Annotated in this window: 14 protein-coding genes; 2 read left to right on the forward strand and 12 right to left on the reverse strand. The window is 40.0% G+C overall.

Features of this window, described 5'->3' with window-relative positions:
* Nucleotides 1-3 precede the first annotated feature (3 nt).
* The 11 genes from QNI15_RS07760 to QNI15_RS07810 all read right to left on the reverse strand — a co-directional run bounded on the left by QNI15_RS07760 (nucleotide 4) and on the right by QNI15_RS07810 (nucleotide 18,617).
* Nucleotides 4-1,446 (reverse strand): sulfatase, encoded by a 1,443-nt coding sequence (locus QNI15_RS07760; protein ID WP_314031238.1) that lies wholly within the window; start codon nucleotides 1,444-1,446, stop codon nucleotides 4-6.
* A gap of 8 nt (nucleotides 1,447-1,454) precedes the next feature.
* Nucleotides 1,455-2,870 (reverse strand): sulfatase, encoded by a 1,416-nt coding sequence (locus tag QNI15_RS07765; protein ID WP_313996441.1) that lies wholly within the window; start codon nucleotides 2,868-2,870, stop codon nucleotides 1,455-1,457.
* A gap of 27 nt (nucleotides 2,871-2,897) precedes the next feature.
* Complete coding sequence (locus QNI15_RS07770; RefSeq protein ID WP_314031240.1) at nucleotides 2,898-4,466, reverse strand: sulfatase-like hydrolase/transferase; 1,569 nt, start codon at nucleotides 4,464-4,466, stop codon at nucleotides 2,898-2,900.
* Between the two features lie 80 nt (nucleotides 4,467-4,546).
* Nucleotides 4,547-6,184, reverse strand: a complete 1,638-nt coding sequence (locus QNI15_RS07775; RefSeq protein WP_314031241.1) for an arylsulfatase — start codon at nucleotides 6,182-6,184, stop codon at nucleotides 4,547-4,549.
* Between the two features lie 20 nt (nucleotides 6,185-6,204).
* Nucleotides 6,205-6,696: a hypothetical protein gene (locus QNI15_RS07780; RefSeq protein ID WP_313976235.1), complete on the reverse strand. Its 492-nt coding sequence runs from the start codon at nucleotides 6,694-6,696 to the stop codon at nucleotides 6,205-6,207.
* Nucleotides 6,697-6,839: 143 nt separating this feature from the next.
* Entirely contained in the window at nucleotides 6,840-7,934 is a 1,095-nt protein-coding gene (locus QNI15_RS07785) for a sterol desaturase family protein (RefSeq protein ID WP_314031242.1), read from the reverse strand.
* Nucleotides 7,935-8,128: 194 nt separating this feature from the next.
* A complete protein-coding gene (locus QNI15_RS07790) occupies nucleotides 8,129-10,429 on the reverse strand; it encodes an arylsulfatase (RefSeq protein ID WP_314031243.1) in 2,301 nt (766 codons plus the stop codon).
* 40 nt (nucleotides 10,430-10,469) lie between these two features.
* Nucleotides 10,470-12,800 carry an arylsulfatase gene (locus QNI15_RS07795; protein WP_314031245.1) on the reverse strand — a complete coding sequence of 777 codons (2,331 nt, stop codon included), beginning with the start codon at nucleotides 12,798-12,800 and terminating at the stop codon, nucleotides 10,470-10,472.
* A 192-nt stretch (nucleotides 12,801-12,992) separates the two neighbouring features.
* Nucleotides 12,993-14,561, reverse strand: a complete 1,569-nt coding sequence (locus QNI15_RS07800; protein WP_314031247.1) for a RagB/SusD family nutrient uptake outer membrane protein — start codon at nucleotides 14,559-14,561, stop codon at nucleotides 12,993-12,995.
* A gap of 46 nt (nucleotides 14,562-14,607) precedes the next feature.
* Entirely contained in the window at nucleotides 14,608-17,652 is a 3,045-nt protein-coding gene (locus QNI15_RS07805) for a SusC/RagA family TonB-linked outer membrane protein (protein ID WP_314031249.1), read from the reverse strand.
* A gap of 32 nt (nucleotides 17,653-17,684) precedes the next feature.
* The gene (locus QNI15_RS07810; protein WP_313996459.1) at nucleotides 17,685-18,617 is read right to left on the reverse strand and encodes a hypothetical protein; all 933 of its coding nucleotides are present in this window, start codon (nucleotides 18,615-18,617) and stop codon (nucleotides 17,685-17,687) included.
* Nucleotides 18,618-19,410: 793 nt separating this feature from the next.
* On the opposite strand from QNI15_RS07810, the gene QNI15_RS07815 reads away from it, so the two are divergent.
* Nucleotides 19,411-22,374: a M16 family metallopeptidase gene (locus QNI15_RS07815; RefSeq protein WP_314031251.1), complete on the forward strand. Its 2,964-nt coding sequence runs from the start codon at nucleotides 19,411-19,413 to the stop codon at nucleotides 22,372-22,374.
* 70 nt (nucleotides 22,375-22,444) lie between these two features.
* Here QNI15_RS07815 and QNI15_RS07820 read toward each other — a convergent pair whose 3' ends face one another.
* On the reverse strand, nucleotides 22,445-23,923 hold the full coding sequence (locus tag QNI15_RS07820) for a xylulokinase (RefSeq protein WP_314031253.1): 1,479 nt from the start codon (nucleotides 23,921-23,923) through the stop codon (nucleotides 22,445-22,447).
* Nucleotides 23,924-24,431: 508 nt separating this feature from the next.
* On the opposite strand from QNI15_RS07820, the gene QNI15_RS07825 reads away from it, so the two are divergent.
* Entirely contained in the window at nucleotides 24,432-26,435 is a 2,004-nt protein-coding gene (locus QNI15_RS07825) for a GAF domain-containing protein (RefSeq protein ID WP_314031255.1), read from the forward strand.
* Nucleotides 26,436-26,465 lie beyond the last annotated feature (30 nt).

A 26,465-nucleotide genomic window follows, 5' to 3' on the forward strand; every position in this document is an offset into this window, starting at 1 on the left:
AATTCATCGCGTATTGGCAGAAATCAGCTTTACAGTTTTCCATCCTTTTTCCAGCGTCTGTTTAAGCTGCTGCTGAATGGTGCTATAAGCAGATTTTCCAGCCAGATTGGTAAATTCATTGGGATCTTTCTTCAAATCATATAACTCCACTTTATCTGTACCCCACTCTGTATATCGATACTGTTCTGTACGTACACTCTTGCCCAGTACCCCTTCATGCACAACCTCTGAAAATACAGCCTGTTTCCACTTTTTTTCAGGAGCATTCAGCAAGGGTACAAAACTTTTCCCTTCCAGATCCGAAGGAGCTTTCAAACCAGCCAGTTCGGCAATGGTCGGATAAACATCTACATATTCAATAAACCCTTTAGCTTCCTTTCCTTTCACTGCTTGTGGTGTATACAAAAGTAAGTTTCCATGTGTGGCTTCTTCAAACTGGGTTTGTTTATGCCATAGTCCTCTGTGTTCTCCATTATGATAGCCATGATCTCCCAGAAAAATCACAATAGTATTGTCCCATAGTTTGTATTCATCCAGCTTTTGCAGCAGTTTACCTACCTGTGCGTCCATAAAGGAGATACTGGCATAGTAGCCTTTAATTTTATCTATGGTTTCCGGATCCGTCAGTGGGTCAATTTTCGTCAGCGCAATAGGTGGAATATCATCCAGATCATTGGCCGGAGAAGTCGGTACTTTTATTGAAGAATTTTTGTACAGATCAAAATACTTCTTTGGCACATCATATGGCGCATGAGGTCGGCGAAAGCCTGTTGCAATAAAAAACGGTGTATTGGATTTTACCCGTTGTTCCAGAATAGCCAGAGCTTTGGTAGCCACTAATCCATCTCCGGTTTGCTCATCTGCTACATTCAGAATAGCCCATTCCTGATTGGCACTACGGGCAGGCGATGTCTTTGGATCATGTGCCAGACGGATTACTTCGGGATCTTTTACATCAACCAGTTCATTGTACTGAAATGACCAACTGGCAGTGTCTATATTGAAGTCACCTTGTGGTATCCCATCTTTTACAAATCGTTGAGAATGGAAAATCTTACCAATCTGTGCAGTATAGTAGCCGTTCTGTTTAAATAACTGCGGCAGAAAAACAGTAGATTGTAGATGCGTTCGAGGAGGAGTATTATTATCCCTTATTCCAGTGGTAGCAGGTCTCTTACCACTCAACAATGACGTCCTCGACGGGCTACACAAAGGATACTGACAGTACGCATTTTTAAAGTTAACAGATCGGGCAGCCAGTTTATCCAGATTAGGGGTCTGTACAATGGGATGTCCATTGTATCCTGACTTGGTATTATAATCATCTGCGTAAATCAGCAATACATTAAGCTTTCCGGATTTCTTTCCCTGTTGTGCAGATACATTACAGGAGATCAGCAGAGCAACCAATACTAGTACTCTGCTAACAAAATATAACATCTTCATAACTCTTATCAGGATTTGTTTTTGAGAGCGTAACCTTTGTGAAGTAACTCAGCCAGTTCTTTTACTGTAGCAGCCTGGGAACTTTGTTTTGCCAGATTATTAAATTCATCCGGATCAGTCTGATGGTCGTATAATTCAATTCCTTGTCTGCCTTCATCCCATTCCGTATATCGATATCGTTCTGTACGCACACTGCGCCCCATTATGTCTCCACGTCTCACCTGTGTATAGGCAGGTTTGTCCCAGGTAGCGTTGGGATTTTTCAACAACGGCACTAAACTTTTACCTTGTAAGTCTGCTGGAGGAGTCAATTCACAGAGTTGTGCCAGTGTAGGATACAGATCTACTAATTCTACCGTACGGAGAGAAGCTTTTCCTTTTACACCACCAGGAACAGAGATAATCAAAGGCACTCGTGCCGAATTTTCAAACAAACTCTGTTTCATCCACTGTCCATGCTGCCCCAAATTGTATCCATGATCACTCCAGAGAACTACAATTGTATTATCTCTGAGTTTCAACCGATCCAATGCATCCAATACTTTACCTACTTGTGCATCCATAAAGGAAATAACGGCATAATAAGCCCGTTGAGCTTCACGTCTGTCTGCTTCATTCAGGCCCCAGTGTGAAGGTTTTGTAAAAAGTGCCGGCTCAGGTATGTCCTCTAAATCATTTTCCTTTTCTTTAGCCAAGGTAACTTTCTCAGGAGAGTACAGATCAAAATATTTCTTAGGTGCTACATAAGGTGTATGAGGTCTGAAGAATCCTACTGCCAGAAAGAAAGGTTCGTTTTTCTTTTCTTCCAGCAGTTTAATCGCTTCTGCAGCAATCAGGCCATCTGTCTGTTCCTCATCTGAACCTTCATCTGCCCGCCACGATAAAGCACTTCCCAGGTTTCGGTCAGGCGTAAGATTTTTGATTGTCGATTCTGCTACTTTATCCCGACCTTTCGGATTGACGCGGTGGTGCCAGGACAAGGAGTCATCCAATCCATTGGTACCTATTTGACCAGGAACGCCATAATGATATATCTTTCCTACACGAGCACTATAATAATGGTTATTCATAAAAAGCTGTGGCAGTGTTACTACATCCGGAAGATTTTTACGAAAGTGCGTTTGCAGTTCATAAATTCCTGTCACGTCTGGTCTCTGCCCTGTCAGTAGAGAAGATCGGCTGGGACTACATAGGGGAAACTGTGTATAGGCACGATCAAATCGGACTCCTTGTTTTGCCAGTCGGTCGATGTTAGGTGATTTTACTTCTTTACTTCCATAGCAGCCCAACTCATTATTCAGATCATCAACTGCTATAAACAAAACATTGTATTTAGGTTTAGACTGAGCATATGTCAGCGATAGGTTCCCAGCAAAGACAATGAATGCCAGGAAATAAAACTTTCGAAAAAAGGATGTTTTCATGTCAGGAATGTAAGGATATACAATAGGTTAAGGTTGAAAGGAAACTAACTTACCATCTACGAGTATTTCTGTAACCTTCGGACTTTTCCACCGAGGAGGGGAAAGTTCTTTTTCCCATTGGGCAAAATCATGACGCAATTCATTGACCACAGCAGGAAGCTGTGTAGCCAGATCGGTTTGTTCACAAGGATCTTTTTTCAGATCATATAGAAAAACAGTTTTGTCTCTGTCATTTTCCAATAGCTTATAGTCCCCCTTACGAATGGTCTTTACAAATCCATTGCGCCAGAATAAGACAGGATGCGGACTTTCAGGATTATCTCCTGAAATAAATGGCCATAAGTCTACTCCATCATATTTCCGGTCAGCAGGTAACTTTGTCTTTGTTGCTGCAACAAAGGTAGGTAGCAGATCCAGGGTAGAAACCGGATGTTCGTATACACTACCCGGTTCGATCTTGCCAGGCCATTTAATAAAAAGAGGAGTACGAATACCACCTTCATAATGTGTGAGCTTCCCTCCTTTGAAGGGCAGATTCAGATTTTCATATGTTCCATCATACACTGTTTTTCCTTCACCCTTTTCTCCGGGTTTGAGACTGTGATACGTAGAACCATTGTCACCGGAGAATACTACAATGGTATTTTCTTCCAGACCAAGTTCTTTGAGTTTCTGTGTGATACGTCCTACAGCCTCATCCAGTCCAAGTACCATTGCCAGCAGTACTTTCTGTTGTGGATCACGGATTTTATCTAACTGTTTATAATCTTTTGTTACAGCCTGTAGCGGTGTATGAATAGCCCCAAAAGGTACATACAGAAAAAAGGGGGTGTCTTTGTTCTTTTCCAGAAAAGCTTCAGCTTCACGGGCAATGGCATAGGTCTGGTATTCTTTTTCATCAACCAGTTTGCCATTACGGAATATTCCTGTAGCAATAGGGTCTCGTTGCCACTGATATTTTCCTGTTGAAGAAGGATAATGATGATATAGTCCGTTTTCATCCTTAAATGTCACAAAGTTCACATCTGATGAATCAGTATAGTACAAAGAAGAGCCTCCATACCAACCCCAGCTATAATCAAATCCTCGTTGATGGGGACGATAGCCATCATAAAAGCCGGCATGCCATTTTCCAATAATACCTGTAGTATAACCGTTCTGTTTCAGGATCTGGGCTATATTTAATTCACTTTCCGGGATACCCTGTGTCTTTACATCCAGCGAATCAATACCCAACTTTTTCAGATACTCCAGTCCACCATCTCCTGCATAAGCAGAGTTATAAGGATAATGCAGGTGATTTTCGGAGCCAAAACGTTGTTGATAACGTCCTGTAAGCAATCCGGCACGGGAAGCACAGCAGATTGGAGCCGTTACATAGTTTTGTCTGAAGCGGACGCCTCCTTTGGCAATGGCATCAATATGCGGAGTGCTTACCCATTTATTGCCATTAACAGAAGGAACATTATTTCCAAAGTCATCTGCAAAAAGAAAGACAATATTGGGTTGCTTTTCATCAGAATAGTTACTCCGTTTACCACTTGTACAAGCAGAGAGAACAAGACTGATGATCAGAAACAAGTATACCTCTTTCATAGAAAGAGGATAATTTATAAGAAAAGGTTTCATCGTGGTTTGTTTTGTATACTATGGATTGTATGTAAGACAGCACTGGCTTATGGCGTCTTCTTCACCAGCGTTTCCCATTCTACTACTCCTGCACGCCTTGCCCATGCATTGTATAAGTTTATCAGCTCCTGTAGTTTAGCGGGATTAGAAGATGCAAGATTGTGTAATTCTGTTCTGTCTTCCTTTATATTGTATAGCTCCCACTTATTCTCAGGGTAAAACGAAACAATCTTCCAGTCACCCTGACGCACGGCCCGATTGCCTTGATGCTCCCAGAATATGATATCATTTCCTTTCCACTCCTTGCCATCTAGGGCTGATTTGAAAGATATTCCTTCCTGACTGATAAGCGTGTTACCTTTATAAGTCTGCGGATACTTTACTCCAGCCAGATCAAAGATGGTAGGCTGAATATCTATCACATGAGCTGGTGCAGGTACCAATCCTCCCGCCTGAATTTTTCCTGGAGCATAGGCAATAAAAGGTGTACTGATACCACCTTCATGCTCCCAGTGTTTGAAAGAACGGAAAGGTGTATTGCTTACATTCGCCCAGTTATATTCATAGGAAACATATGATTGCGGATTATCTGCTGTCAGAGGTTTTACCAGCGAAGCCGCCTCCGGAGTCTGTGACTTTGCTGAGAAAGCATATTCATGACTGGCACCATTGTCAGAAAGAAAGAATATATAAGTATTCTTGTCTACTCCAAGCTCAGTTAACTTAGCCAGAATACGACCGATGTTATAGTCCAGCCGATCTATCATAGCGGCATATACAGCCATTTTCAGATCCCATGCTTCTTTTTCTGTCTGGCGGAGTTGGTCCCATCCGGGAATCAGGGTGTCTCTGGGAGACAATTTCCATTCCGGACGAATAACTCCCATATTCACTAAACGTTTATAACGTTCTGTGCGGACTACATCCCACCCCTGCATGTATTTGCCTTTATACTTCTCAATATCTTCCTTGCGTGCCTGTATAGGAAAGTGCGGCGCATTGTAAGCTGTGAAAAGGAAAAAAGGTTTGTTGGTATTTTTTGTTTCGTCCAAAAATCCCAAAGCCTGATCTGTAAATTCATCTGTCAGGTAATAGGAGTCTGGTTTCTTATCTGTAGTATATGATTCCAGCTTCTGACCATTCTTTACAAAAAAGTTTATTTCAGCCAGCTTGTAGGGATGAGGATAAAACTGATGACTAGTTCCTCCTATCAAGGCAAAATACTTATCATATCCGCGAGCTCCCGGCCACTGTTCTAGAGTATTTCCTATGTGCCATTTTCCAGACATGAGAGTTGTATATCCTTGCGTCTTTAATCCTTCGGCAATGGTGATGATATTTTTATTCAAATATCCTTGATAAGCAGGTATACCCAGATTACCATTCATACTACCCACTCCTGCCTGATGCGGATACACACCCGATTGCAAAGCAGCTCGTGTTGGACAGCAACGGGATGTATTGTAAAACTGTGTAAAGCGTACTCCATTGTTGGCCAGCTTATCCAGGTTTGGTGTAGGAATTTCCGAACCATACGCTCCAATATCTGAAAACCCCATATCATCAACCAGGATCAACACAATATTGGGTTTTGCAGGCTTAGGCTTACTTACTCCTGTTCCATAGGCGGATACATACAATACAAGGAGTATACTGAATGTAATATAGGTATAGAGATGTTTCATTGTGGTTTGTTTTTACATATCTATTCGGCATAACTGGATCGGAGCTTTACCCCCCAACGACCGTTTTCTTTTGTCAGAACATAGAGCGACTCATAACTTCCTATCTTGCTCCCATCCGCCCGATAGCGGGTAAACTGTGTGTCTACATGGACTTTGTCTTCTGAGGCATGTACAATATTCCGGTGATTCCAGATACTGTGATGCCATCCCTGCTTCTGGAGTGTACCAAACACCTGTATAGAATCGCGAAGTCCCGCATTTTCCAATACAGACATTTTTCCACTAGCCAGACGATAGTGAGGAAACTGATATGTACTCTCCCATGCTTTCAGATCCTTTGCATTAAAAGTTTCCAGGTACTGATCCAATACTTTCAAAACCTCTGTTTTGGTTTTTGGATCGATTTGATGCGATCCTTGCGTATCCTGAAAAATAGCAAATGCCGTTATGACAAAACATAAACCCAGCAGAGAGCCCATTAGCAGTGAGCCGGCGTACAAATCTCGTTTCATTCGACTTTTAAATCTATTGAGTGCCATTATCATCCTATTTATATATGAGATTTAAGTAAATGGCGGTTTCTGAAGGTTAGGAAAACAAGAAAAGCTACCGACCTCATTCTGGTAAAGAATGTTGTCGGTAGCCAGCGGCTCAATTATGCGGTTGTTAACTTGGCTGTTGCTAATTCTGGCTTTAACTTAGTTTCATCTATCAGGGCAGGGTCATCTCCTACTTCAGGTCCATTGGCAGAAAGTTCACTTCCTTCTTTTTTGGATTTAAAAATAGGCCATAGGAACTGGGCATACCACTCTTCTTCTTTATAAAACTTGATCCCATAGGAAGTAGGATACTGACGGGTGATGATGCCTGTCTTAAAAATCACATCCCACAAGAAAAACATATTACCAAAATTCCCTTTGTAGTATCCAACTCCGTCATCTGCTGTATCGGCATGGTGTGCATGATGAGTAGCAGGCGTAGAAATCAGTCTTTCCAATACCCATGCTACAGGATGCAGGATTCTGTATTTGTAGAAAGGCTTATCCCACGGGATACTGGAATGAGCGGACAAGGTAATCAATGATTTAAGGACAGTTACAAACAATGCCTGATAGCCTAGTCCCAGATATACCAATGTTGCAGTCAAATAAATCTGTGAGAAAAACACAGTATAAATAAAATTCTGACGGCTATTCATTGCCATTCCCATATAGGGAGCTGAATGGTGTGTACGATGAAAACGCCATAAAAACGGAAGCTGATGATGCAGTCTGTGATACCAATACTGAGTCAGGTCATCAGCTACAGCTATCACAAAAAAACCACCCCAAAACGGAACCCATGAGAATGTGTTAGCAGCATCTGGCAACACTAATGGAAGCAGTTTCAGACTAAAAAACCCGGTTATGGAAGGAAGCAAAAGTTTTGGTACCAGAAAACACACAATGTCAATTTTCCGCTCGGTTGGAGTCCATTTATTATCATATAAACCTGCAACAAACTCCAACACACCTAATCCCAAAGCAATAGCTATCAATCCCCATGATTTCAGGTTGCGAAAAACAGGTTCCAGAAACTTTAGAAAAGCAGGAGCACTTACCTGTGCATAATCTTTTACCGGATTTTCCCAGGGTCTTTCGCCTGTAAACGCATAATAAAAAATCAGTGCAAAGACAGGCAATGCATATAAGCAGAGGCTAATCAGTGCATCACGTGTAATCTTTTTAGCTAAGGAGTGATCTAGAGACATGACTATGTGTTTAATGGTTTAAAAATAGAGTAAGAAGAAAAATGCCTCCCCCGATTATAGTTAGAGGAACAGCAAAGACCAGGATACTAACCCCAATCTTTTTAAGAAGAATTTGAATGTCTTTTGATGTTATCATGTGTCAGGTAACTGATAATAAATGATTGGTAGTAAATATTTTTTTTATGACTCTCTCTTTAGTTTGTAGGTTCTACTTTTTGCTCAATGACAATCTTTGATACTATTCCGGTAAAAGGATAAGGTCCCGGATACACTTTGCTGACAGGTGCATTGAGGTCTTTTCCTACACTAATACCTTCAGAAGCTATAGAAGCGAGGTATTTCGTTTTAGAAGCTATTGATTGTTCGGCAGCATGCTGATTATTCACAGACAATACAACAGCAGACGTATTTGTAAAGTCTATCCTGATTGTATTTTTGCCAGCTACCAATGGCGTTGTAGAAGTCAGTGTAACTTCTTTGATCCCATCAGTAAGTGTGTAGTGGAGCTTTCCATTCAGAATGTATAAACTTGTTCCTCCCTGCAGCCCTCCATTGGCAAAAATGACTCCTTCTGCATTTTGTTTTGGCAGTTCAATTGCAGATATGATGCTGACACTACCTTTCCCAACTGGTACCCGTGTTTTTGTGGTAGTACCCTGATAGATGACAGTTTTGGCATGAATCTCTGGGGCAACAACACCTTCCTTAAAATTTCGGAGAGGATATACTTTATTTACTTCTGCCTCCCTGTCAAACAAAGCTTTCAGTTCTTCCAGCTTCTGTGGATTACTGGCTGCCAGATCGTTGGTTTCTGTCCAGTCTTCATTCAGATTATAGAGTTCCCAACGATCCTGACTGAAATCAGGAGGATTAAAGTTTATGTCTGTGACCTTTGCTTCGCCAAACATATTGCGGGGATGATACACAGAAGCTTTCCAGCCATCCTTGTAGATAGATCGCCCTCCATGTAGTTCATAATACTGAATGGTATGTCTGGTGACAGCTTTGGCATCAGCAATGGAATAAACTAAACTGACACCCTGAATAGGCCTTTGCTGGTAGCCGTTAATAAAATCAGGATTTTTTACTCCTGTCAGTTCTATTGTAGTAGGAAGTATATCTACTACGTGGCTATACTGCGTACGAAGCCCTTTTTCTTTTATACGATTGGGATAATACAGAATTAACGGATTATGACTAGCCCCTTCTGCATTCACATCACTTTTCCAGTAACGAAACGGTGTATTGGTTGCCTGAGACCATCCCAAAGGATAATTAGGAGCCGTATACTCAGTCCCAATCTTATCGTACTGGCTTAGCAGAAAACTAATATCTTCTCCCTGGGATTTGTCTGCAAAGCCGATTGTTCCTGTATAAGTTCCTTCCTTGCTGCCACCATTATCTCCAATCATTAACACGATTAAGGTGTTGTTCAACAGGTCGTTTTGTTTGAGATAAGATACAATACGCCCAATCTCATAATCAGTGTAGGATAAAAATCCAGCATACACCTCCATAAAACGAGCAAATACTTTCTTCTCATCTGCAGTCAGGGTTTCCCATGCTTTTACCCCCGTCTGACGTGGAGGAAGGACTGCATTCTTAGGTAATAATCCCAGTGATTGCTGCTGTTTAAATACAGCTTCACGATAACTATCCCATCCCTGATCAAATTTGCCTTTATACCGATCACTCCATTCTTTGGCAACCTGGTGTGGTGCATGAGTTGCACCTGGAGCAAAATAGAGAAAGAATGGTTTTTCTGCATCAGCAGACTTTTGATTGGCGATATATGAAATGGCCTTATCAGTTAGCAACTCATTAAGGTGGTGGGTGTTGGGCTCAATATTAATTGGGTTATTCTCTTCCACAAGCTGAGGATGCCATTGATCAGTCGACCCACCTACAAATCCATAAAAATGATCAAATCCCCTTCCTGTTGGCCATCTGTTGTATGGACCTACAGCCGTAGCAATATCAGGATGTGTGGAATGCCATTTGCCTAATGCATACGTGTTATAGCCATTCTCCCGGAATATTTCAGCTACGGTTCCTGCTTCAAAAGGTATTTCACCAGAATAACCAGGTGCTCCAATACTAAAATCTGCATGGTGTCCCATACCTACACTATGTGCATTTCGCCCAGTCAATAAGGCTGCACGTGTAGGAGTACATAATCCTGTAGTATGAAAATTTGTATAACGTAATCCATTATTGGCTAATGCATTAATCGTAGGTGTTTCAATTAATCCACCAAAAGCAGATGATGCCCCAAACCCTACATCGTCCAGTAATATCCAGATTACATTGGGTGCATCTTTGGGTGCCTTTTCTTTTTCAGGCACCCAAAGAGTGGTTTCACGTAATGTCTTTCCGATTTTCCCCTGATAAGGTTGTACAGGATCATGCTGAGCCACTAAGGGTAAACTATATATTCCCAGTATTCCACTAAGCATTACCCATTGCCGACTCAAAACAAACAACAGATTTCTCATAGCATTTTTCTGTTTTCCAATGATTAGTAGCTTTGGTAGTTTATTTGTTTCCCAATGATGCAGCTGTAGTAATACCACTTTCAACAGTCACTTTTGTTACCTTTCCGGTAAATGTATAAGGTACTGTATATTGATTGGAGACAGGGGTAATCAGATCTTTGCCAATATTGATCTCATCATAGTTTCGGATACCAGCCTGTGCTTTTACAATAGGAGATTCTGCTACTTTCACATCATTGATGTAGAGTTGCTGTGTTCCGGCAGGGTCATTAGGATCTTTTGCCTCTTTGTAAATAAGTACATACTTCAGTGTTACCTTACCAGTTGGCAATGATTTGCTGGAAACCAAATGAGTCAGTTGAGTTCCTGTATTGTTGGCTACCTGAACCTTGCCTTGTTTCACAAAGAGACTTACCCCACCAAACCTTCCTCCTAATGCAAACAATACACCCTGTGTATTTTTCGATATCTCGGCATCTGCTGTAATACTGTAGGATTTGTTTGGGGCTATTGGACTGGTAACACCAAACAACTGGGAAGCTTCCGGGTAATAGACCACCTTTGACGCACCGTTTCCTACATACAAAGCAGAATAGTCCAGTTGTTTTTCTGTACCATCTTTCAAGGGATAGATATTGTATTTAGCAGCTTCGCTATCAAACAGATCTTGTAGTTCTTTTAGCTTTTCAGGATTCTTTTCAGCCAGATTATTCAGTTCATTATAATCTTCACTAATGTGATACAGCTCCCATTTGTCATTAGCAAAGTCTTCTCCTTTCTTATGAAGGGTGCCTGCTTTCCAGCCATCTCTGTAAATAGCACGTGAACCCATAATCTCATAATGTTGCACCAAATGTCGGGAAGGAGCTTGTACATTGTTGATACTATAGGCAAGGCTTGTCCCTTCAATAGGTTCCTGACGATAGCCATTAATGATAGTAGGAATTTGTGTACCTGTCAGTTCTATCGTAGTAGGTAGAATATCAATCAGATGCGTATACTGATCGCGGAACCCTCCTTTTTCTTTAATGCCTTTCGGATAGAAAACAATAAGAGGATTGCGTGTACCACCTTCAGAGTTGGCATCCTGTTTCCAATGTTTGAAAGGAGTATTGGTTGCCTGTGCCCAACCCAGTGGATAGTTAGGGCGTGAAGCTTCTGTACCAATCAGGTCTATATTTCTAATATTGTCCTGTAACCGTTGTTCTTCTGTTTGTGAAGGGTCATTTGTATTCACAACCCCCACAAAAGTTCCTTCCTTGCTGGCTCCATTATCTCCTATAGATACAATGACCAGTGTATTGTCCAACTGTCCGATTTCTTTCAAATACTGAACAACACGACCAATTTCATAATCTGTGTGGGATAAAAATCCGGCATATACTTCCATAAAGCGTGCATATAATTTCTTCTCATCAGCAGAAAGTGTATTCCAGTCTTTAATACTTGCATTACGAGGTGGTAGCTGTGTACCTTTTGGTACCACTCCCAGTTTGATCTGTCGGGCAAGAACCTCTTCTCGATATTTATCCCATCCCTGATCAAATTTACCTTTATACTGGTCACTCCATTCTTTGGCAACATGATGTGGTGCATGCCCGGCACCTGGAGCGAAGTAGAGGAAAAATGGTTTGTCGGCTTTAACAGATTTTTGTTCTGCAATATATTGAATGGCTTTGTCAGCTATACGGGTTGTAAAATGTTTGCCATCTGTTTCAGGCTCTACTTTGCGAGTATCTTCCCATAAGACAGGATGCCACTGATCAGTAGAGCCACCTAAAAATCCGTAATAATGATCAAAGCCTCTTCCTGTTGGCCAGCGGTTAAATGGTCCTGCCACTGTTGCATCTGATATTGGTGTAAGATGCCACTTGCCCACTGCATAGGTATTGTAGCCGTTTTCACGTAAAATCTCAGCAATAGTAGCTTTTTCAAAAGGCATATACCCATCATACCCTGGAGTCCCAATAGCAGTATTAGGGAATAGACCCATATGTACAGAGTGGGAATTACGCCCTGTTAACAGGGCTGCACGAGTCGGGGAACAAATGGCTGTAGTGTGAAAGTTAGTATATCGAAGGCCATTATTTGCCAGCGAATCCAGGTTTGGCGTGCGGATCAATCCTCCAAATGTGCTGACAGCTCCAAAACCCACATCATCCAGAAGTATCCAAACCACATTAGGAGCACCTTCGGGTGCTTTCTTTTTGTCAGGCCACCATTGTTGTGTCTCAACAAGGTTCCTCCCCGTTTTGCCTTTATAAGGCTGTACAGGATCATATTGGGCAAAGCTATTGGTACTAAAAGAGGCTGTTATAATACCAAACAAGAGTACTATAACATACCTGGAAGCAGGTAGAGAAGCGATCATAGGAATTTCCGGTTTAAGGGTTTAAACGGAAGCTGGTGGCACCTCCTTTGATATGCGTACGGGTTAACCTCTATCAACCAGTTTATAATAGACTGGTAGAGCGTTTTGATAACCGGGAAAGTGACATTTCTTACTATGTAGTTTTCCCGGTTATGAATTAGAGCTTCTTGTTCTGTATATAGTTATCTTATTCTATTTCCACAGTTCATTTTGTTCCAGCAACGCATTATTGTCTATTTCTGATTGCGGAATTGGATACAGCCGATGTTTATCTGCTGCATTTGTCTTTCCTACTTTGTGCAGATTGGATACAAAAGTGCTGTTTCCAGCCCCATCTTTCTGACGAATTAGATCGAACCAACGCTGATATTCAAACACTACTTCCAACCGGCGATCCAGATACAAGGAATCACGAAACTGATCCTTAGTTAAGCCTTCTGTCAGATTAGCAAGACCAGCCCGGTTTCGTACTCTGTTCAGAGATTTGTAGGCTTTTGCAGTAGGGCCATTGGCTTCATTCTCCGCTTCCGCATGGATCAGCAAAAGTTCTGCATAACGAATGATAGCAACATTGGCTGCAGACTCACTGGTTACTGATGTTGAATTAGGATCCCACATCTTATGATAAAATGGAGTTGAGTCATTGGGTACCGCTGTATTTGCAAGAGGTAAAGCATATTTTTTTCCATTGGAAGGGCTTGTAAAGTAGGTTACAAACGTTGCATTTCGGCGTTTATCATTGGGTTTATACAACTTATAAATACTGAAATACTTATCATCGCCATTGGTATAATAACGAACCATATGGGCATAGTTGCCCGACAATCCTGGCACCCCGCTCAGGATTGTACGCGGATTTTCGTTGTTTCCTTGTCCCTGAGCATTAGACTTAAATTGAGCTGAGAAAATATGTTCTTTTCCATTTTTAGTAGCAGGCAAAAAGACATCTGCATAGTTTGCAAACAAGTCATAGCCGTAATTTCCTGTTCCTCCATCTGTAGCAGATAACACCTCTTCAGCTTTAGCTACAGCATCTGCATAATGTGCGGTTATATTAAGGGGTAGTGATGCTTTAGTGAGATATACTTTAGCCAGCAACGCTTTAGCAGCTCCTTGTGTAGCTCTTCCTACATCTGGAGCAGCATAAGAAGCAGGTAGCACCTCAGCGGCTTCTTGCAAATCCTTTTCAATCTGTGCATATACTTCTGTAGAGGGTGACTTGGCAATGGCATAATCAGCAGCATTTACATACTTTTGGTATTCAGTAATCAATGGTACATCACCATATAACCGAACCAGATTGAAGTAATACAAAGCTCTTAAAAACTTCGCTTCTCCCAACAAACGACTTTTTAAACTGGCATCAAAATCAATAGCAGGAATTTTATCCAGTGCAACGTTTGCTTTCTTTATAGCAGCATAATGTTGTTGCCAGATTTCATAAATCCTCAGGTTAGTAGAGGAATGAGCCAATACCGCCAGTGAACGAACATCCGGATTGGTAGCACCCGGACCTGGATCTTCATCATCACCTGCCATGTTCATTCCAGTGTTAAATAATGTATTGTAGGGAGTTTGAACGCTACTTCCACCTGAGTTAAGAAGAAAGTATACAGCATTAATTCCATTAATCGCATCTGCCTGGGTTTTGTAGTATTGATCCTCAGAAATCAAGGATTCAGGGTCTTCTGACAAAAAATCCTTGCAGGCTCCTGTAATCAATAATAATAGTGTAAGGGTAGAATATATAATGAGTCTCATGAGTCAATTCAATTTTATTTTACATGAATAAGATTATTCAGCCAGATCAAAGTGATAAGGATAGCCCGATCTGATAGGATTTGTTATTAGGATATACTCCAGAATCTACCCCTTTGTTAATCAGGCTTTGTCCATTCAAACTAACCTCCGGATCAAAACCAGTATAATTCGTCCATGTAAAGGCATTCTGTGCGGACACATAAATTCTAAGATTCTGAATTTTTGCTTTAGACAATAAAGTCTTAGGCAGAGTGTATCCAAATGAGATATTTTTCAGACGATAATAGGTAGCATCCTCGATGAACCGATCAGAGATAGTAATTGCTGGGTCTTGATAGGCAGCTTTCACATCCGTATTGGTATTTGTTGGTGTCCAGCGATCCAGCAATACAGTTGAACCGTTAACGTATCCTGTTCCTAACTCCAGATTGGCACGGTTGGCATTATACAGCTTACCTCCGATAGAAGCCTGAAAGAATACAGCCAGATCAAACCCTTTGTAAGAAAAAGTATTGGTCAAACCTGCTGTAAAAGCTGGTTGGTTGGAAATAATCACACGATCTCCAGCTTGTGTAATGGATCCATCTCCGTTAATATCTTTGTATTTCTGACCTCCTGGATTTTTGTTTGCCTGAGGAGTTAGAGCAACATCTCCTTCCTGAATAATACCATCTGTCTTATATACAATGAATGAACCTAAAGGATATCCTACTTTGGCAATAGAAGGAGAAGAAATAACCGGAATAATCTGATCTACTCCATCACCCAGACTTAGAATTTTGTTGCTGTTTTTAGAGTATATGAATATTGTATTCCATTTCAGATCGCCTGTCAGGTTCTGAGAATTGATATACAACTCAAAGCCCTTATTAGATACAGCACCAATATTTTGATAAATAGTGGAAGCCTGTCCGTTATAGAAATCTGATAGCCCAGAAGTACCCGGAACCGTACGACTCAATAATAAATCCGTTGTCTTTTTGTAGTAATAATCAGCAGTGATATTGATCCGGTTATTGAATAAACCTAAGTCAACACCAAAATCTACCTGAAATGTTTTCTCCCATCCTAAGTCAGGATTTGGAACTGTGTTAGGAGCATACCCGGAAACAGTAGTATTTGAGAAATTATAGCGGAAGTAGCTAAGTTGAGAAAGTGACTGGTAAGGCGGAATACTTTGATTACCTGTTATCCCTGCGCTACCTCTTACTTTTAAAAGACTAACTTTTGGGAACTGACGCATAAAGCTTTCACTACTCACATTCCATCCCAAAGCAGCAGATGGGAAGTATCCCCATTTGTTTCCTTCGCCAAAACGAGATGATCCATCAGCACGTAAGGTAAATGTAGCCAGATATTTTTCATCCAATACATAATTGATACGACCCAGATATGAAGCCAGTGACCACTTATTAGCAGACGAACGAGGTGTACGATTGGTAATTCCAGTACCCAGATTATTATACTCAAATGCATCCGTTGCAAACCCCGCTGCTTCGGCTACTGCGCCTTTGGACTCAGATTGTTGTGCCGTAAAACCTACGATAGCACTAATTCTGTTACGGGTGCCTATTTGTTTATCGTAACTTAATGTATTCTCATTCAGCCAGCTTGAAGTAAACATTGTTCCCACTGTAGCCAATCCCTGAAAACTCTGGCCTTCTGCAGTGGTACTAGGCAGGTATCTGTTTTGTTTATTATCAACCACATCAGCACCAACCAATACTTTCGCTTTTAGTCCTTCGAGAATAGTATACTCACCAGATAAGCTCCCTAAAAACCGATTGGTACGTGTTTCATTCAACTGATTATATAGTGAGTTAATCGGGTTTTGCAATGCAGACTCAAATGGACTATTTATTACAAATGTTCCATCATCTTTATAAACAGGTAAGGAAGGCGGAGTTAACAACAGATTACCCACAATAGCAGCAGGTGCCACCTGAGCCTTTGTATTAGAAGCTGTAACGCTACCAAAGATTCTAAATTTCTTGCTATATTCATGATCCAGGTTGATTCTTGCTGATAATCGTGTAAAATCTGTATTCTGTAAAATTCCATCCTGCTTTAGATAATTACCAGAAACTGCCAGACGAGTTTTCTCTGAGCCAGATAAAATAGATAAGCTATGGCTCTGAATGATAGCTTTCCGAAAAGCTGCTGCCTGCCAATCTGTTCCATCACCCGTAGTATCTAACGAATATCCAATTGTTGAAGGTAATGAAACTGTTTTTCCAGAATTAGCAGCTGCATCCTTTCGCAATGACCACCATTGTCCTGCATTTAATAAAGGAATAGTCCGGATGACTTCCTGTACACCATAGTATCCATCATAATTAATAGATGATTTATCTTTCGAGCCTGTTTTTGTGGTAATAATCACAACTCCATTGGCACCACGCGAACCATAAATAGCTGTTGCAGAAGCATCTTTCAATACATCAATAGATTCAATATCTGTTGTGTTAATAGAAGAAAGCGGATTGATTTTTGATCCATCCGTAACGCCTGCGTCTGTAAGAGAGTAATCATTATTGATTGGAAAACCATCAATTACATACAATGGATCACTCCCCGCCGTGATAGAGTTATTTCCCCGAATTTGTACACTCACACCACCACCTGGTTGTCCTGAAGTCTGCGTTACTATGGCACCAGCTACAGATCCTTGTAAAAGTCGCTCCACAGATACTACAGGCTGTGTTTTAATTTCTATAGGCACAGACGAAATAGAACCTGTAATGTCTTTTCGTTTTTGCTCTCCATAGCCAATGACAACTACCTCATCCAGTATATTGTCTGTTTTCAAATTTACTTCGAGTGCTTCATCAGAAAGTTCATATACCTCAACATCCTGCGTTTTAAAACCAACTAATGTTACCGTTAGTGTAAAAGGAAATTCTTTTTGCGCTTTTATATTGAACTGACCATCAGCCGTTGAAACCACATATTCTTTAGTTCCTTTAATTACAACACTGGCACCCGGTAACGGCTGACCAGCTTCATCTTTGATGACTCCTTTTATATTTTGGGCAAAAGCGGTCCCTATCGCTAGCATAAGGAATGCTACGACTAGTAGATGTTTTTTCATGAAATCGTATTTAGGTATGTTAAATAGAGGGGTTAGTTGAGACCTAGTTGTTGAAGGTGATCTTTTTCCTGCTGAAAACGTTTGGCATCTGGTTTCAGAAACCCAAACTCATGTAGGTTATCCTGTCCATGCTCAAACACCCATTTCAGGAATTTTACAGCTTCAGGATTTGTATTGTTTTTCAGGACAGACAGGTGGATATACTCAATCGGAACATTTTTTAATTCAGCTGCTTCCAGTTTTTGTAACACAATATCCAGATTGTCATAGAATTTCTCATCAGCACTCACACGTTTGTTACCATCGATATCTACTGGCAATACAGTTAAGCCATCAATTGGTTTGCGGGTCTGAAGATTGAAAAGTAAACCTGGCGTACTATACGAAACTCCTGTTGAGTCTTTTAATAAAGCCTTTACCAGATGCTCATCTGCACCAGCGATGGCTTTACCTTTGATGTTTGCTTGTTCAAACCCAAAGTAGCGGGCAAACGTAACAGGAGCTCCTGCTTTTTGCAGACGAGTATAGATAGTATAAGGTATCTCTATTTTTTTCTCATTTTTTTTGTCTGCATAAATATCATTAAAGTAAAACTGTTTGATTAATTCAGTGGTTAGGCCTTTGTCTGAATATGTTTTTGCAAAAGCAGAACTCGCATTCGCAAAGGGCAGTAATGCATAGCGTGCAATATAAACGTATTCCCGACTTTCTTTTACAGAAGCTTCCGGTTCATATGCCTCAATTAATACATCATATTGGGAAGGATCTGTAGTTGTTCTCGCCTCTATTGTAATTTGTGAATTGGGATTAGTCTGCTGGTATTGCTTTATCCATTTTTCAACTAACGGATAAGCAAAACGAACTCCTGTGATCACAACTTTATTTTTAGCGACGTCCTGCGCGATGACGATTTGTCCTAAAAAAAACAGGGCAAAAATGATAGAGAAAGCTTTAGAGGATTTCATAATTTTGTATCAGTTGGCGGCTATGGAAAGCACCTATCTTCTAAAGAATTCCACCAAAACTCGATTTAGAAGACAAAGTGCTTCCTCTAGCCATATAAGCGGTATATGGGAACAGGTAACTTTTCTGACACAGGGCCAGACGAAGAAGGCAAAACTATATGCTCAGGAAAAGAATAATGCTTTTGATTAGATTACAAGCAGGTACAACAACAACAAGGCATTTGAAAAAATGCTATCAAACTCCCGGATAAGAATTGCGTGTGAAGTGAATCCTTTTTCATAACCATTTACATTAAAATTTTATCATCCAATTAATTATTGGCTGGTTTGGGAACCTACTCTGATAAAATCAATTTGGTGGGAATTGATTTGTCTAGTAATTCTATAGACAAATATTACATCTGGATTTTATATTTCCAAATTATAAATACATTTTTGTTAAAAAACTTTTATAATCATATACTTTCTTCCTTTTGTTAAATAAAAATATATCACTAGTCGTTTTTTGCCTCTGGTACCCAATGAATAACACTATTTAGAGTCAAGAAAAGTACTCTAAAAATATAGTTGTGCTTACCTGACTACCTTTCATCAACTTTCTTTTCCGTAAAGAAGAAAATTCACTTTTTTTTGTATTGCATAAGCCAAAATAGCTCTCTGGAGCATCTCAAAGGCATATTTTAGGAATACACAGTAAACTAATAGTATAAACATTGGTTTAATTCTAAAAATACAGTTCCACTTATATATATTTGAAAACAATACTTTATCTCTTACTTAAAACCACTTTATTATGAAGAAACGCCATATTCTGGCAGGATTATTCTGCTTACTGGTAACTACACCGCCTATATTTGGCCAATCAAAACTCATCGAGAAAGTCAGTAAAAAACCAGGTGAGATTGTAATTCCATATGAAAAATATGTATTACCAAATGGTTTAACACTTGTTGTACACGAAGATCACTCAGATCCGATTGTGCATGTAGATGTTACATACCATGTAGGTTCGGCACGTGAGGAGATTGGAAAGTCAGGCTTTGCTCACTTTTTCGAACACATGATGTTTCAGGGATCTGACCATGTCGCAGATGAAGAACACTTTAAAGTTGTGACAGAATCAGGTGGTACATTGAATGGAACAACCAACCGAGATCGCACCAACTATTTTGAAACCCTTCCCAGCAATAAACTCGAAACAGCGTTGTGGCTGGAAGCAGATCGGATGGGTTTTCTATTGGATGCTGTCACTCAGAAAAAATTCGAAATTCAGCGGGCTACTGTAAAAAATGAAAGAGGCCAAAATTATGATAATCGTCCTTACGGACTTACGTATGAATATACATCTAAAGCATTGTATCCCTACGGCCACCCGTATTCATGGCTTACCATCGGATATGTAGAAGACTTGGATCGTGTGAATGTAAACGACCTTAAAAACTTCTTTCTACGTTGGTATGGTCCTAACAATGCTACTGTCACAGTTGGAGGAGATGTAACTACTAAAGATGTTGTTAAACTGGTTGAAAAGTACTTTGGCTCCATTCCCCATGGCCCAGAAGTAAAAAACCTCAAGCTACCTGCTCCAGCATTGACCCAGGATAGATATACATCTTATGAAGACAACTATATCAAATTACCAATGCTACGAATGATTTTTCCAGTTCCTGCAAGATACAGCTCGGAAGAAGCGTCATTGGATTGTCTGGCTGAAATTTTGGGACAGGGTAAAAATTCTATTTTCTATAAAAACTTTGAAAAAGCTCAGAAAGCAATTCAAAGCTCAGCTGTAAACTCGGCTAGTGAGCTATCAGGTGAGTTTACGCTTACAGTTATCCCCTATCCTACCCAAACATTAAAGGATATGGAAAAAACCATACGGGAGTCATTGGCAGAATTTGAAAAGCGAGGTGTAACAGATGATGACATTGCCCGCTTTATTGCTAAAAATGAATCACAAACAATTAATGGTCTTAACAGTGTAGCAGGAAAAGTATCACAACTGGCATCCTATCAAACTTTTAAAGGCAATCCCAATTACATTGGAGTAGAATTAAAAAACTACCGGTCTGTGACAAAAGAATCGGTAATGCAGGCATATAACAAATATATTAAAGGTAAAGCGGCTGTAATATTGAGTGCTTATCCTAAAGGCAAAGCAGATATCGTAGCATCTGTCGATAACTACACTATCTCAAAAGAAGGATACAAAGCACCTGATTATGGATACACAGGCCTTACCTATAAAAAAGCCAAAGACACATTTGATCGTGGCCAAAAGCCAGGTTCAGGAGCTAACCCTATTGTAAAGGTTCCCCCTGTATGGCAAAAACAACTAAACAATGGTTTAAAGATTATTGGAACGCAGAATGACGAAATCCCAACAGTAACATTACTGTTCAATATCAAAGGAGGACATCAGCTTTCAGCCAATAATCTTTCCAAAGCCGGGGTTGCTTCTCTTACTGCTTCTATGCTCAATGAAGATACTGAAAAGTATACATCAGAAGAAATTGCCAGTGAACTGGATAAACTGGGAAGTTTTATTTCTTTTGGAGCGGGCGAAGAAGGTACTACTATCTATGTTGAAACATTAAAGAAAAACCTTGATAAGACATTAGCCTTACTTCAGGAAAAACTCTATCATCCTAAATTCAACCAGGATGACTTTGATCGCTTAAAAAAACAACAATTGGAGAGTATCAAAGTACAATCAACCCAACCGCAGGCAGTAGCAAATGATGTGTATAATAAAACCTTATATGGATCAAAACACATCAAAGCAATTCCTGTATATGGAACTGCTGAAACAGTAGGTACCATCACATTAGAGGATGTAAAAGATTTCTATAAAGCTAACTTCTCACCATCAGTTACCAATCTGGTAGTAGTTGGAGATATTAACCAGGCAGAAGTTGAGCCCAAACTGGCATTTTTGAATCAGTGGGAAGCCAAAGAGGTGAAGTTGCCGACTCTGACCAAAGCTGCGCCTATTGAAAAAACAAAGCTTTTCCTGGTAGATATTCCGAAAGCAGCACAATCGGAAATCCGTGTTGGATATGTAACAGATCTTACTTATAATCCAACAGGTGATTTTTACAAAGCTACTTTGATGAACTATCCCTTAGGAGGTGCATTTAACAGCCGTGTCAATCTGAATCTGCGTGAAGATAAAGGATGGACATATGGAGCACGTACCTCTTTCGACTCTGATGAAAATGGGGGGAGATTTACATTTAGCTCTGGTGTTAAAGCGGCGGCATCTGACAGTGCCGTAGCCGAAGTAATGAAAGAAATTACCAACTATTCAAATACTGGAATCACAGAAAGTGAATTAATATTCTTAAAAAGCTCTATCGGACAACGTGATGCATTACAATATGAGACAGGAATTCAGAAAGCACGTTTCCTGAATCGAATCGTACAATATAATTTAAAGCCATCGTATGTAGAAGAGCAAAGCAAAATATTGGCAGGTATCAATCAATCAGATATCAATGCGTTGGCAAAACAGTATGTCAATCCTGCTAAAATGAATATACTGGTGGTTGGCGATAAAGAACGTATTAAAACCGGACTGGAAAAACTAGGATATGAAGTAGTTGAACTGGATACTAAAGGCGAAGTAGTAAAACCTGCTGCAGAGTCTCAACTGAGTGCACCTGCTGCCTCTGAAACTTCAGGTAATCCGGAAAAAGAATCTCCTGCCCCTAAGGGGAAGAAAGAGAAAAAAGACAAGAAGACTACCAATAAATAATAGGCTCCTACAAACAAAAAGACTCTCTGATATTGATATCAGAGAGTCTTTTTGTTTTTTCTCTTTGGTATTAGTGCAACATACGTTCCAAAGCTTTCAGCCATTGGAGATATGCTTGTTCATAGGCATCTTTTAAAGCAACATTGGGCTCTATAATACGGGTAGTTTTCAAACTTTGACAAGCTTCTCTATAACTCTTGTAAATCCCAGCGCCTACACCTGCAGCCCGTGCAGCTCCTTGGGCTCCATCTGTATTGTACAATTCAACAACAGCACCAGTAATGGTAGAAAAAGCTTCTCCAAACAAAGGACTTAAAAACATATTCGCATCTCCAGCCCGAACAATACGCGGTTTGACGCCCAGTGTTTTCATTACATCTACACCATAATTCAAGGCAAATACAATTCCTTCCTGAGCAGAACGCAGCAAATGAGCCTGTGTATGATTATTAAAGTTCAGATTCTGTACAGAAGCTCCTACCAGTTTATTCTCCAGTACACGTTCAGCTCCATTTCCAAATGGTAATGTTACTAATCCATCACTACCCACGGGGACGGAAGCTGCCAATTGATTGATCTGATCATAGGTAAGTCCACTGACAGTATTTTTACGCAACCAGCTATTTAAGATACCTGTTCCATTGATACAAAGTAAGGTACCGTATCTTGGAAGCTGGGAGGTATGATTTACGTGTAAGAAGGAATTTACACGAGAAGCAGAATCGTACTCTTTCTGATCGGTAATTCCATATACGACACCGGACGTACCCGCTGTGGCAGCTATCTCTCCTGGCTCCAGCACGTTCAATGAAAGAGCATTGTTAGGCTGATCGCCTGCTCTGTAGGAAACAGGGATTCCAGCTGTAAAGCCCAACTCGTCAGCTATTTTTGATGTTACATATCCTTGGGGAGCAAAAGTTGGAACAATTGTAGGGATCAAACTAGGTGAAATACCATATAGATCAAGTAACAGATCCGCAGGTCTTTCGTTCTGAAAATCCCATAAGATTCCTTCTGATAAACCAGAAGCTGTGGTAGTTGTTTCACCTGTTAAACACAGAGCCAAATAATCCCCAGGAAGCATAAATTTATGTATTCGTTCGTATACTTGTGGTTCATTTTGCTGTACCCACCGCAACTTTGAAGCTGTAAAGTTACCAGGAGAATTAAATAAATGGGTTAATGCATTCTCTTTGCCTAATTGAGCAAAAGCAGTATCACCAATCTCAACAGCACGACTATCACACCATATAATAGATGGTCTGAGTACTTCATGGTTTTTATCCACTGCTACCAGTCCATGCATCTGATAAGAAATTCCAATGGCTTTTACCTCTTTCAGATTAGCTTTCTGAGCCAGTTGCCGTGTAGCATCTTTGGCATTCTCCCACCACATAGCAGGCTCTTGTTCTGCCCAACCGGGCTTATGAGCAATCATAGGCATCTCTGCGGAAGGTGCAGAGGCAGCAGCAACTAACTTTCCTGTTTCAATATCTATGATAGACGCCTTAATAAAAGAACTCCCAATATCGTAACCTAGCAGGTACATGTGTGTAATAAAGTTTAAGTTTAAAATTTATCTGTTGTCAATTTTTTAGTAATAATCGTGGTAAAACTCCTGATAATCTTACAATAGGACTGTAACTTGTCTATATGACACTTTTTCAATACATCACTCTTCTCTACTGTCCATATTAAAAAGAATTATACATCCATAAATAATAGTGTAAAAATAACAGCCTTACAGGGGTATCAGAGGCTTTTCTAATTAGGTTGCTGCGAGATTTTTTAAAGCTATCAGAATCAGTCAAAAAATAGGGTTTCTGACAAGAATCAAGAATCTTACATCTGTGCCATAATCTATTTTTAACGAAATCTTATTCACATCTGCCATTCTATATTTGCTTATACGAAATTTAAGAGCAACTATTCATATTTTTTCTTCCCGAGTTATGCTACTGCATTTTATACGAAAACATGGCGTTATCTTATCCATCGCTTTTGTGGCGACTTTATTGCTATGTTCAGCACTATTGTTTTTCCGCAACCGCCAAATAATGTCAAAAAATATTGTTCTCCAAGAACAATCCTATAAATCATCAGAATTTTTCAATGAATTTATTTCAAGTGGCCTGTATAATCTGGATAAAGAGATACTTACGTTCGCCTTTACCAAAGAAGACTATCATCTACAACGATTAGAAACCAATATTGCCACTAGTCAGTCGGCCTATACCAATCTGGTAAATGCTCTTACTACACAGCAGAAGAGTCTTCCATATTATTCATCCAGTATTGACTCTTTGCTTGCTTTAGCAGAAATAACTCGTGATTCAGTAACAGCTTATCAGGAATTCAGCAAAACGATTATTGAACAAGCCCGGATTGACAGTATACAGGAAGTTACTTCAATGCTTCAATCCAATAGTAACATTAAATCTGAGAATATTGGCAAACGCCTGGAAGTACACCTAAAAGCATTTGAAAATACGATACTCAAAGAAACCCAACAGGAATACGACAAAGCGACACTAGAGAATACATGGATTCAGATCTTTTCTATTCTTTTGGGATTGCCTGCATTACTCTGGATAGCTAACTACTTTAAAAAGGAAGAAATAAGACGTAAGAAGATTTTAAAAGACTGGAGTGAGAGTAACCGAAAATATCTTTTTGATCCTGGCACAAAGACAAATGAATATACAGTTGAACTAATTGAAACAACAATCACTAATCTGAGAAAGGCAACTAGCTTTGTTAAAAATGTTACACAAGGTTCAGGAAATGTGGAGTGGGAAGGCTTAACACAGGAAAACAAGAATCTGAATGAAGAGAATCTGGTTGGCGAATTGCTAAGAATGCAGCAGCACATGAAAACTGTGAAAGAAAACGATGAAAAACGAAACTGGACTAATGAAGGATTAAATCATCTGAATACTATTCTTCGTAGAGAAAGTGATTTACTCATCTTATCTGACCGCATTCTGGCAGAATTAATCAAATATATTGGTGCCAATCAAGGTGTATTATTTATGGTTAATGATAGTGATGAACACAATCCTTATCTGGATTTAAAGGCTGCCTATGCGTTTAATCGCAAAAAATATTTGTCCAAACAGATTCGCCAGGGAGAAGGACTGGCAGGGCAAGCATGGCAGGAGGCAGAAACTATTTACTTAAAGGAGATCCCACAAAATTATGTTCGAATCACATCAGGTCTGGGTGATGCCAATCCCAACAACATTCTTGTTGTACCTTTAAAACATGAACAGATTGTATATGGTATTCTGGAATTGGCCTCATTTAAACTCTTCCAACCTCATGAGATTCATTTTGTAGAGCGGATTACCGAAAATATTGCAGTCTCTTTTGCAGCAGCTAAAGCGACAGAAAATACAGCCAAATTGCTGGATGAAAGTAAGGAACTGTCAGAACAAATGCGTGCCCAGGAAGAAGAAATGCGTCAGAGTATGGAAGAACTGGTAGCTACTCAGGAAGAACTACAACGTAACCAACAAGAAACCAATAATCTTTTGCAAGGCATTAACTCTACGTTTGGTATGATAGAGTATGACACCAATGGAACAATCATTAATGCCAATGAAAACTTTCTGCAATTAATGGATTATTCACTGGAAGATATCAAAGGTAAACCTCATCAGATATTTATGCCAGATGACTCGTCAGCGAAGCAGGACTATGAATCTTTCTGGCATAAACTACGGCTAGGTCAAATCCAATCCGGTAAATTTAAACGAATAGCCAAAAATCAATCTGAGGTATGGCTTCATGCATCCTATGTACCACTGAAAAACAAATCGGAGCAAATATATAAGGTGATCAAACTGGCAACAGACATTACGGCAGAACATAGACTTCAGCTGGAAAATACAGAACGCATGGAAATGATAGAAGTATATGAGCAGGAAATGCGCAATACCTTAGAAGAAATGTCGGCTAAACACGAAGAAATGGTTGACAAAGAAAGACGATATCTCGAACAAATTACATTACTGGAAACTGAAAATGAAAAACTAAGAAACGGTCTGACAACCGCATAGTATATTTCAATCCATTCTATGAATAGGTTG

The sequence above is a fragment of the Xanthocytophaga flava genome (genome assembly GCF_030068545.1).
Taxonomy (GTDB): domain Bacteria; phylum Bacteroidota; class Bacteroidia; order Cytophagales; family 172606-1; genus Xanthocytophaga; species Xanthocytophaga flava.

Bases quoted from the DNA above. Each gene is read 5' to 3' on its own strand.
- QNI15_RS07760 (WP_314031238.1), bottom strand. From the start codon at position 1,446: ATGAAGATGTTATATTTTGTTAGCAGAGTACTAGTATTGGTTGCTCTG.
- QNI15_RS07765 (WP_313996441.1), bottom strand. From the start codon at position 2,870: ATGAAAACATCCTTTTTTCGAAAGTTTTATTTCCTGGCATTCATTGTC.
- QNI15_RS07770 (WP_314031240.1), bottom strand. From the start codon at position 4,466: ATGAAAGAGGTATACTTGTTTCTGATCATCAGTCTTGTTCTCTCTGCT.
- QNI15_RS07775 (WP_314031241.1), bottom strand. From the start codon at position 6,184: ATGAAACATCTCTATACCTATATTACATTCAGTATACTCCTTGTATTG.
- QNI15_RS07780 (WP_313976235.1), bottom strand. From the start codon at position 6,696: ATGAAACGAGATTTGTACGCCGGCTCACTGCTAATGGGCTCTCTGCTG.
- QNI15_RS07785 (WP_314031242.1), bottom strand. From the start codon at position 7,934: ATGTCTCTAGATCACTCCTTAGCTAAAAAGATTACACGTGATGCACTG.
- QNI15_RS07790 (WP_314031243.1), bottom strand. From the start codon at position 10,429: ATGAGAAATCTGTTGTTTGTTTTGAGTCGGCAATGGGTAATGCTTAGT.
- QNI15_RS07795 (WP_314031245.1), bottom strand. From the start codon at position 12,800: ATGATCGCTTCTCTACCTGCTTCCAGGTATGTTATAGTACTCTTGTTT.
- QNI15_RS07800 (WP_314031247.1), bottom strand. From the start codon at position 14,561: ATGAGACTCATTATATATTCTACCCTTACACTATTATTATTGATTACA.
- QNI15_RS07805 (WP_314031249.1), bottom strand. From the start codon at position 17,652: ATGAAAAAACATCTACTAGTCGTAGCATTCCTTATGCTAGCGATAGGG.
- QNI15_RS07810 (WP_313996459.1), bottom strand. From the start codon at position 18,617: ATGAAATCCTCTAAAGCTTTCTCTATCATTTTTGCCCTGTTTTTTTTA.
- QNI15_RS07815 (WP_314031251.1), top strand. From the start codon at position 19,411: ATGAAGAAACGCCATATTCTGGCAGGATTATTCTGCTTACTGGTAACT.
- QNI15_RS07820 (WP_314031253.1), bottom strand. From the start codon at position 23,923: ATGTACCTGCTAGGTTACGATATTGGGAGTTCTTTTATTAAGGCGTCT.
- QNI15_RS07825 (WP_314031255.1), top strand. From the start codon at position 24,432: ATGTCAAAAAATATTGTTCTCCAAGAACAATCCTATAAATCATCAGAA.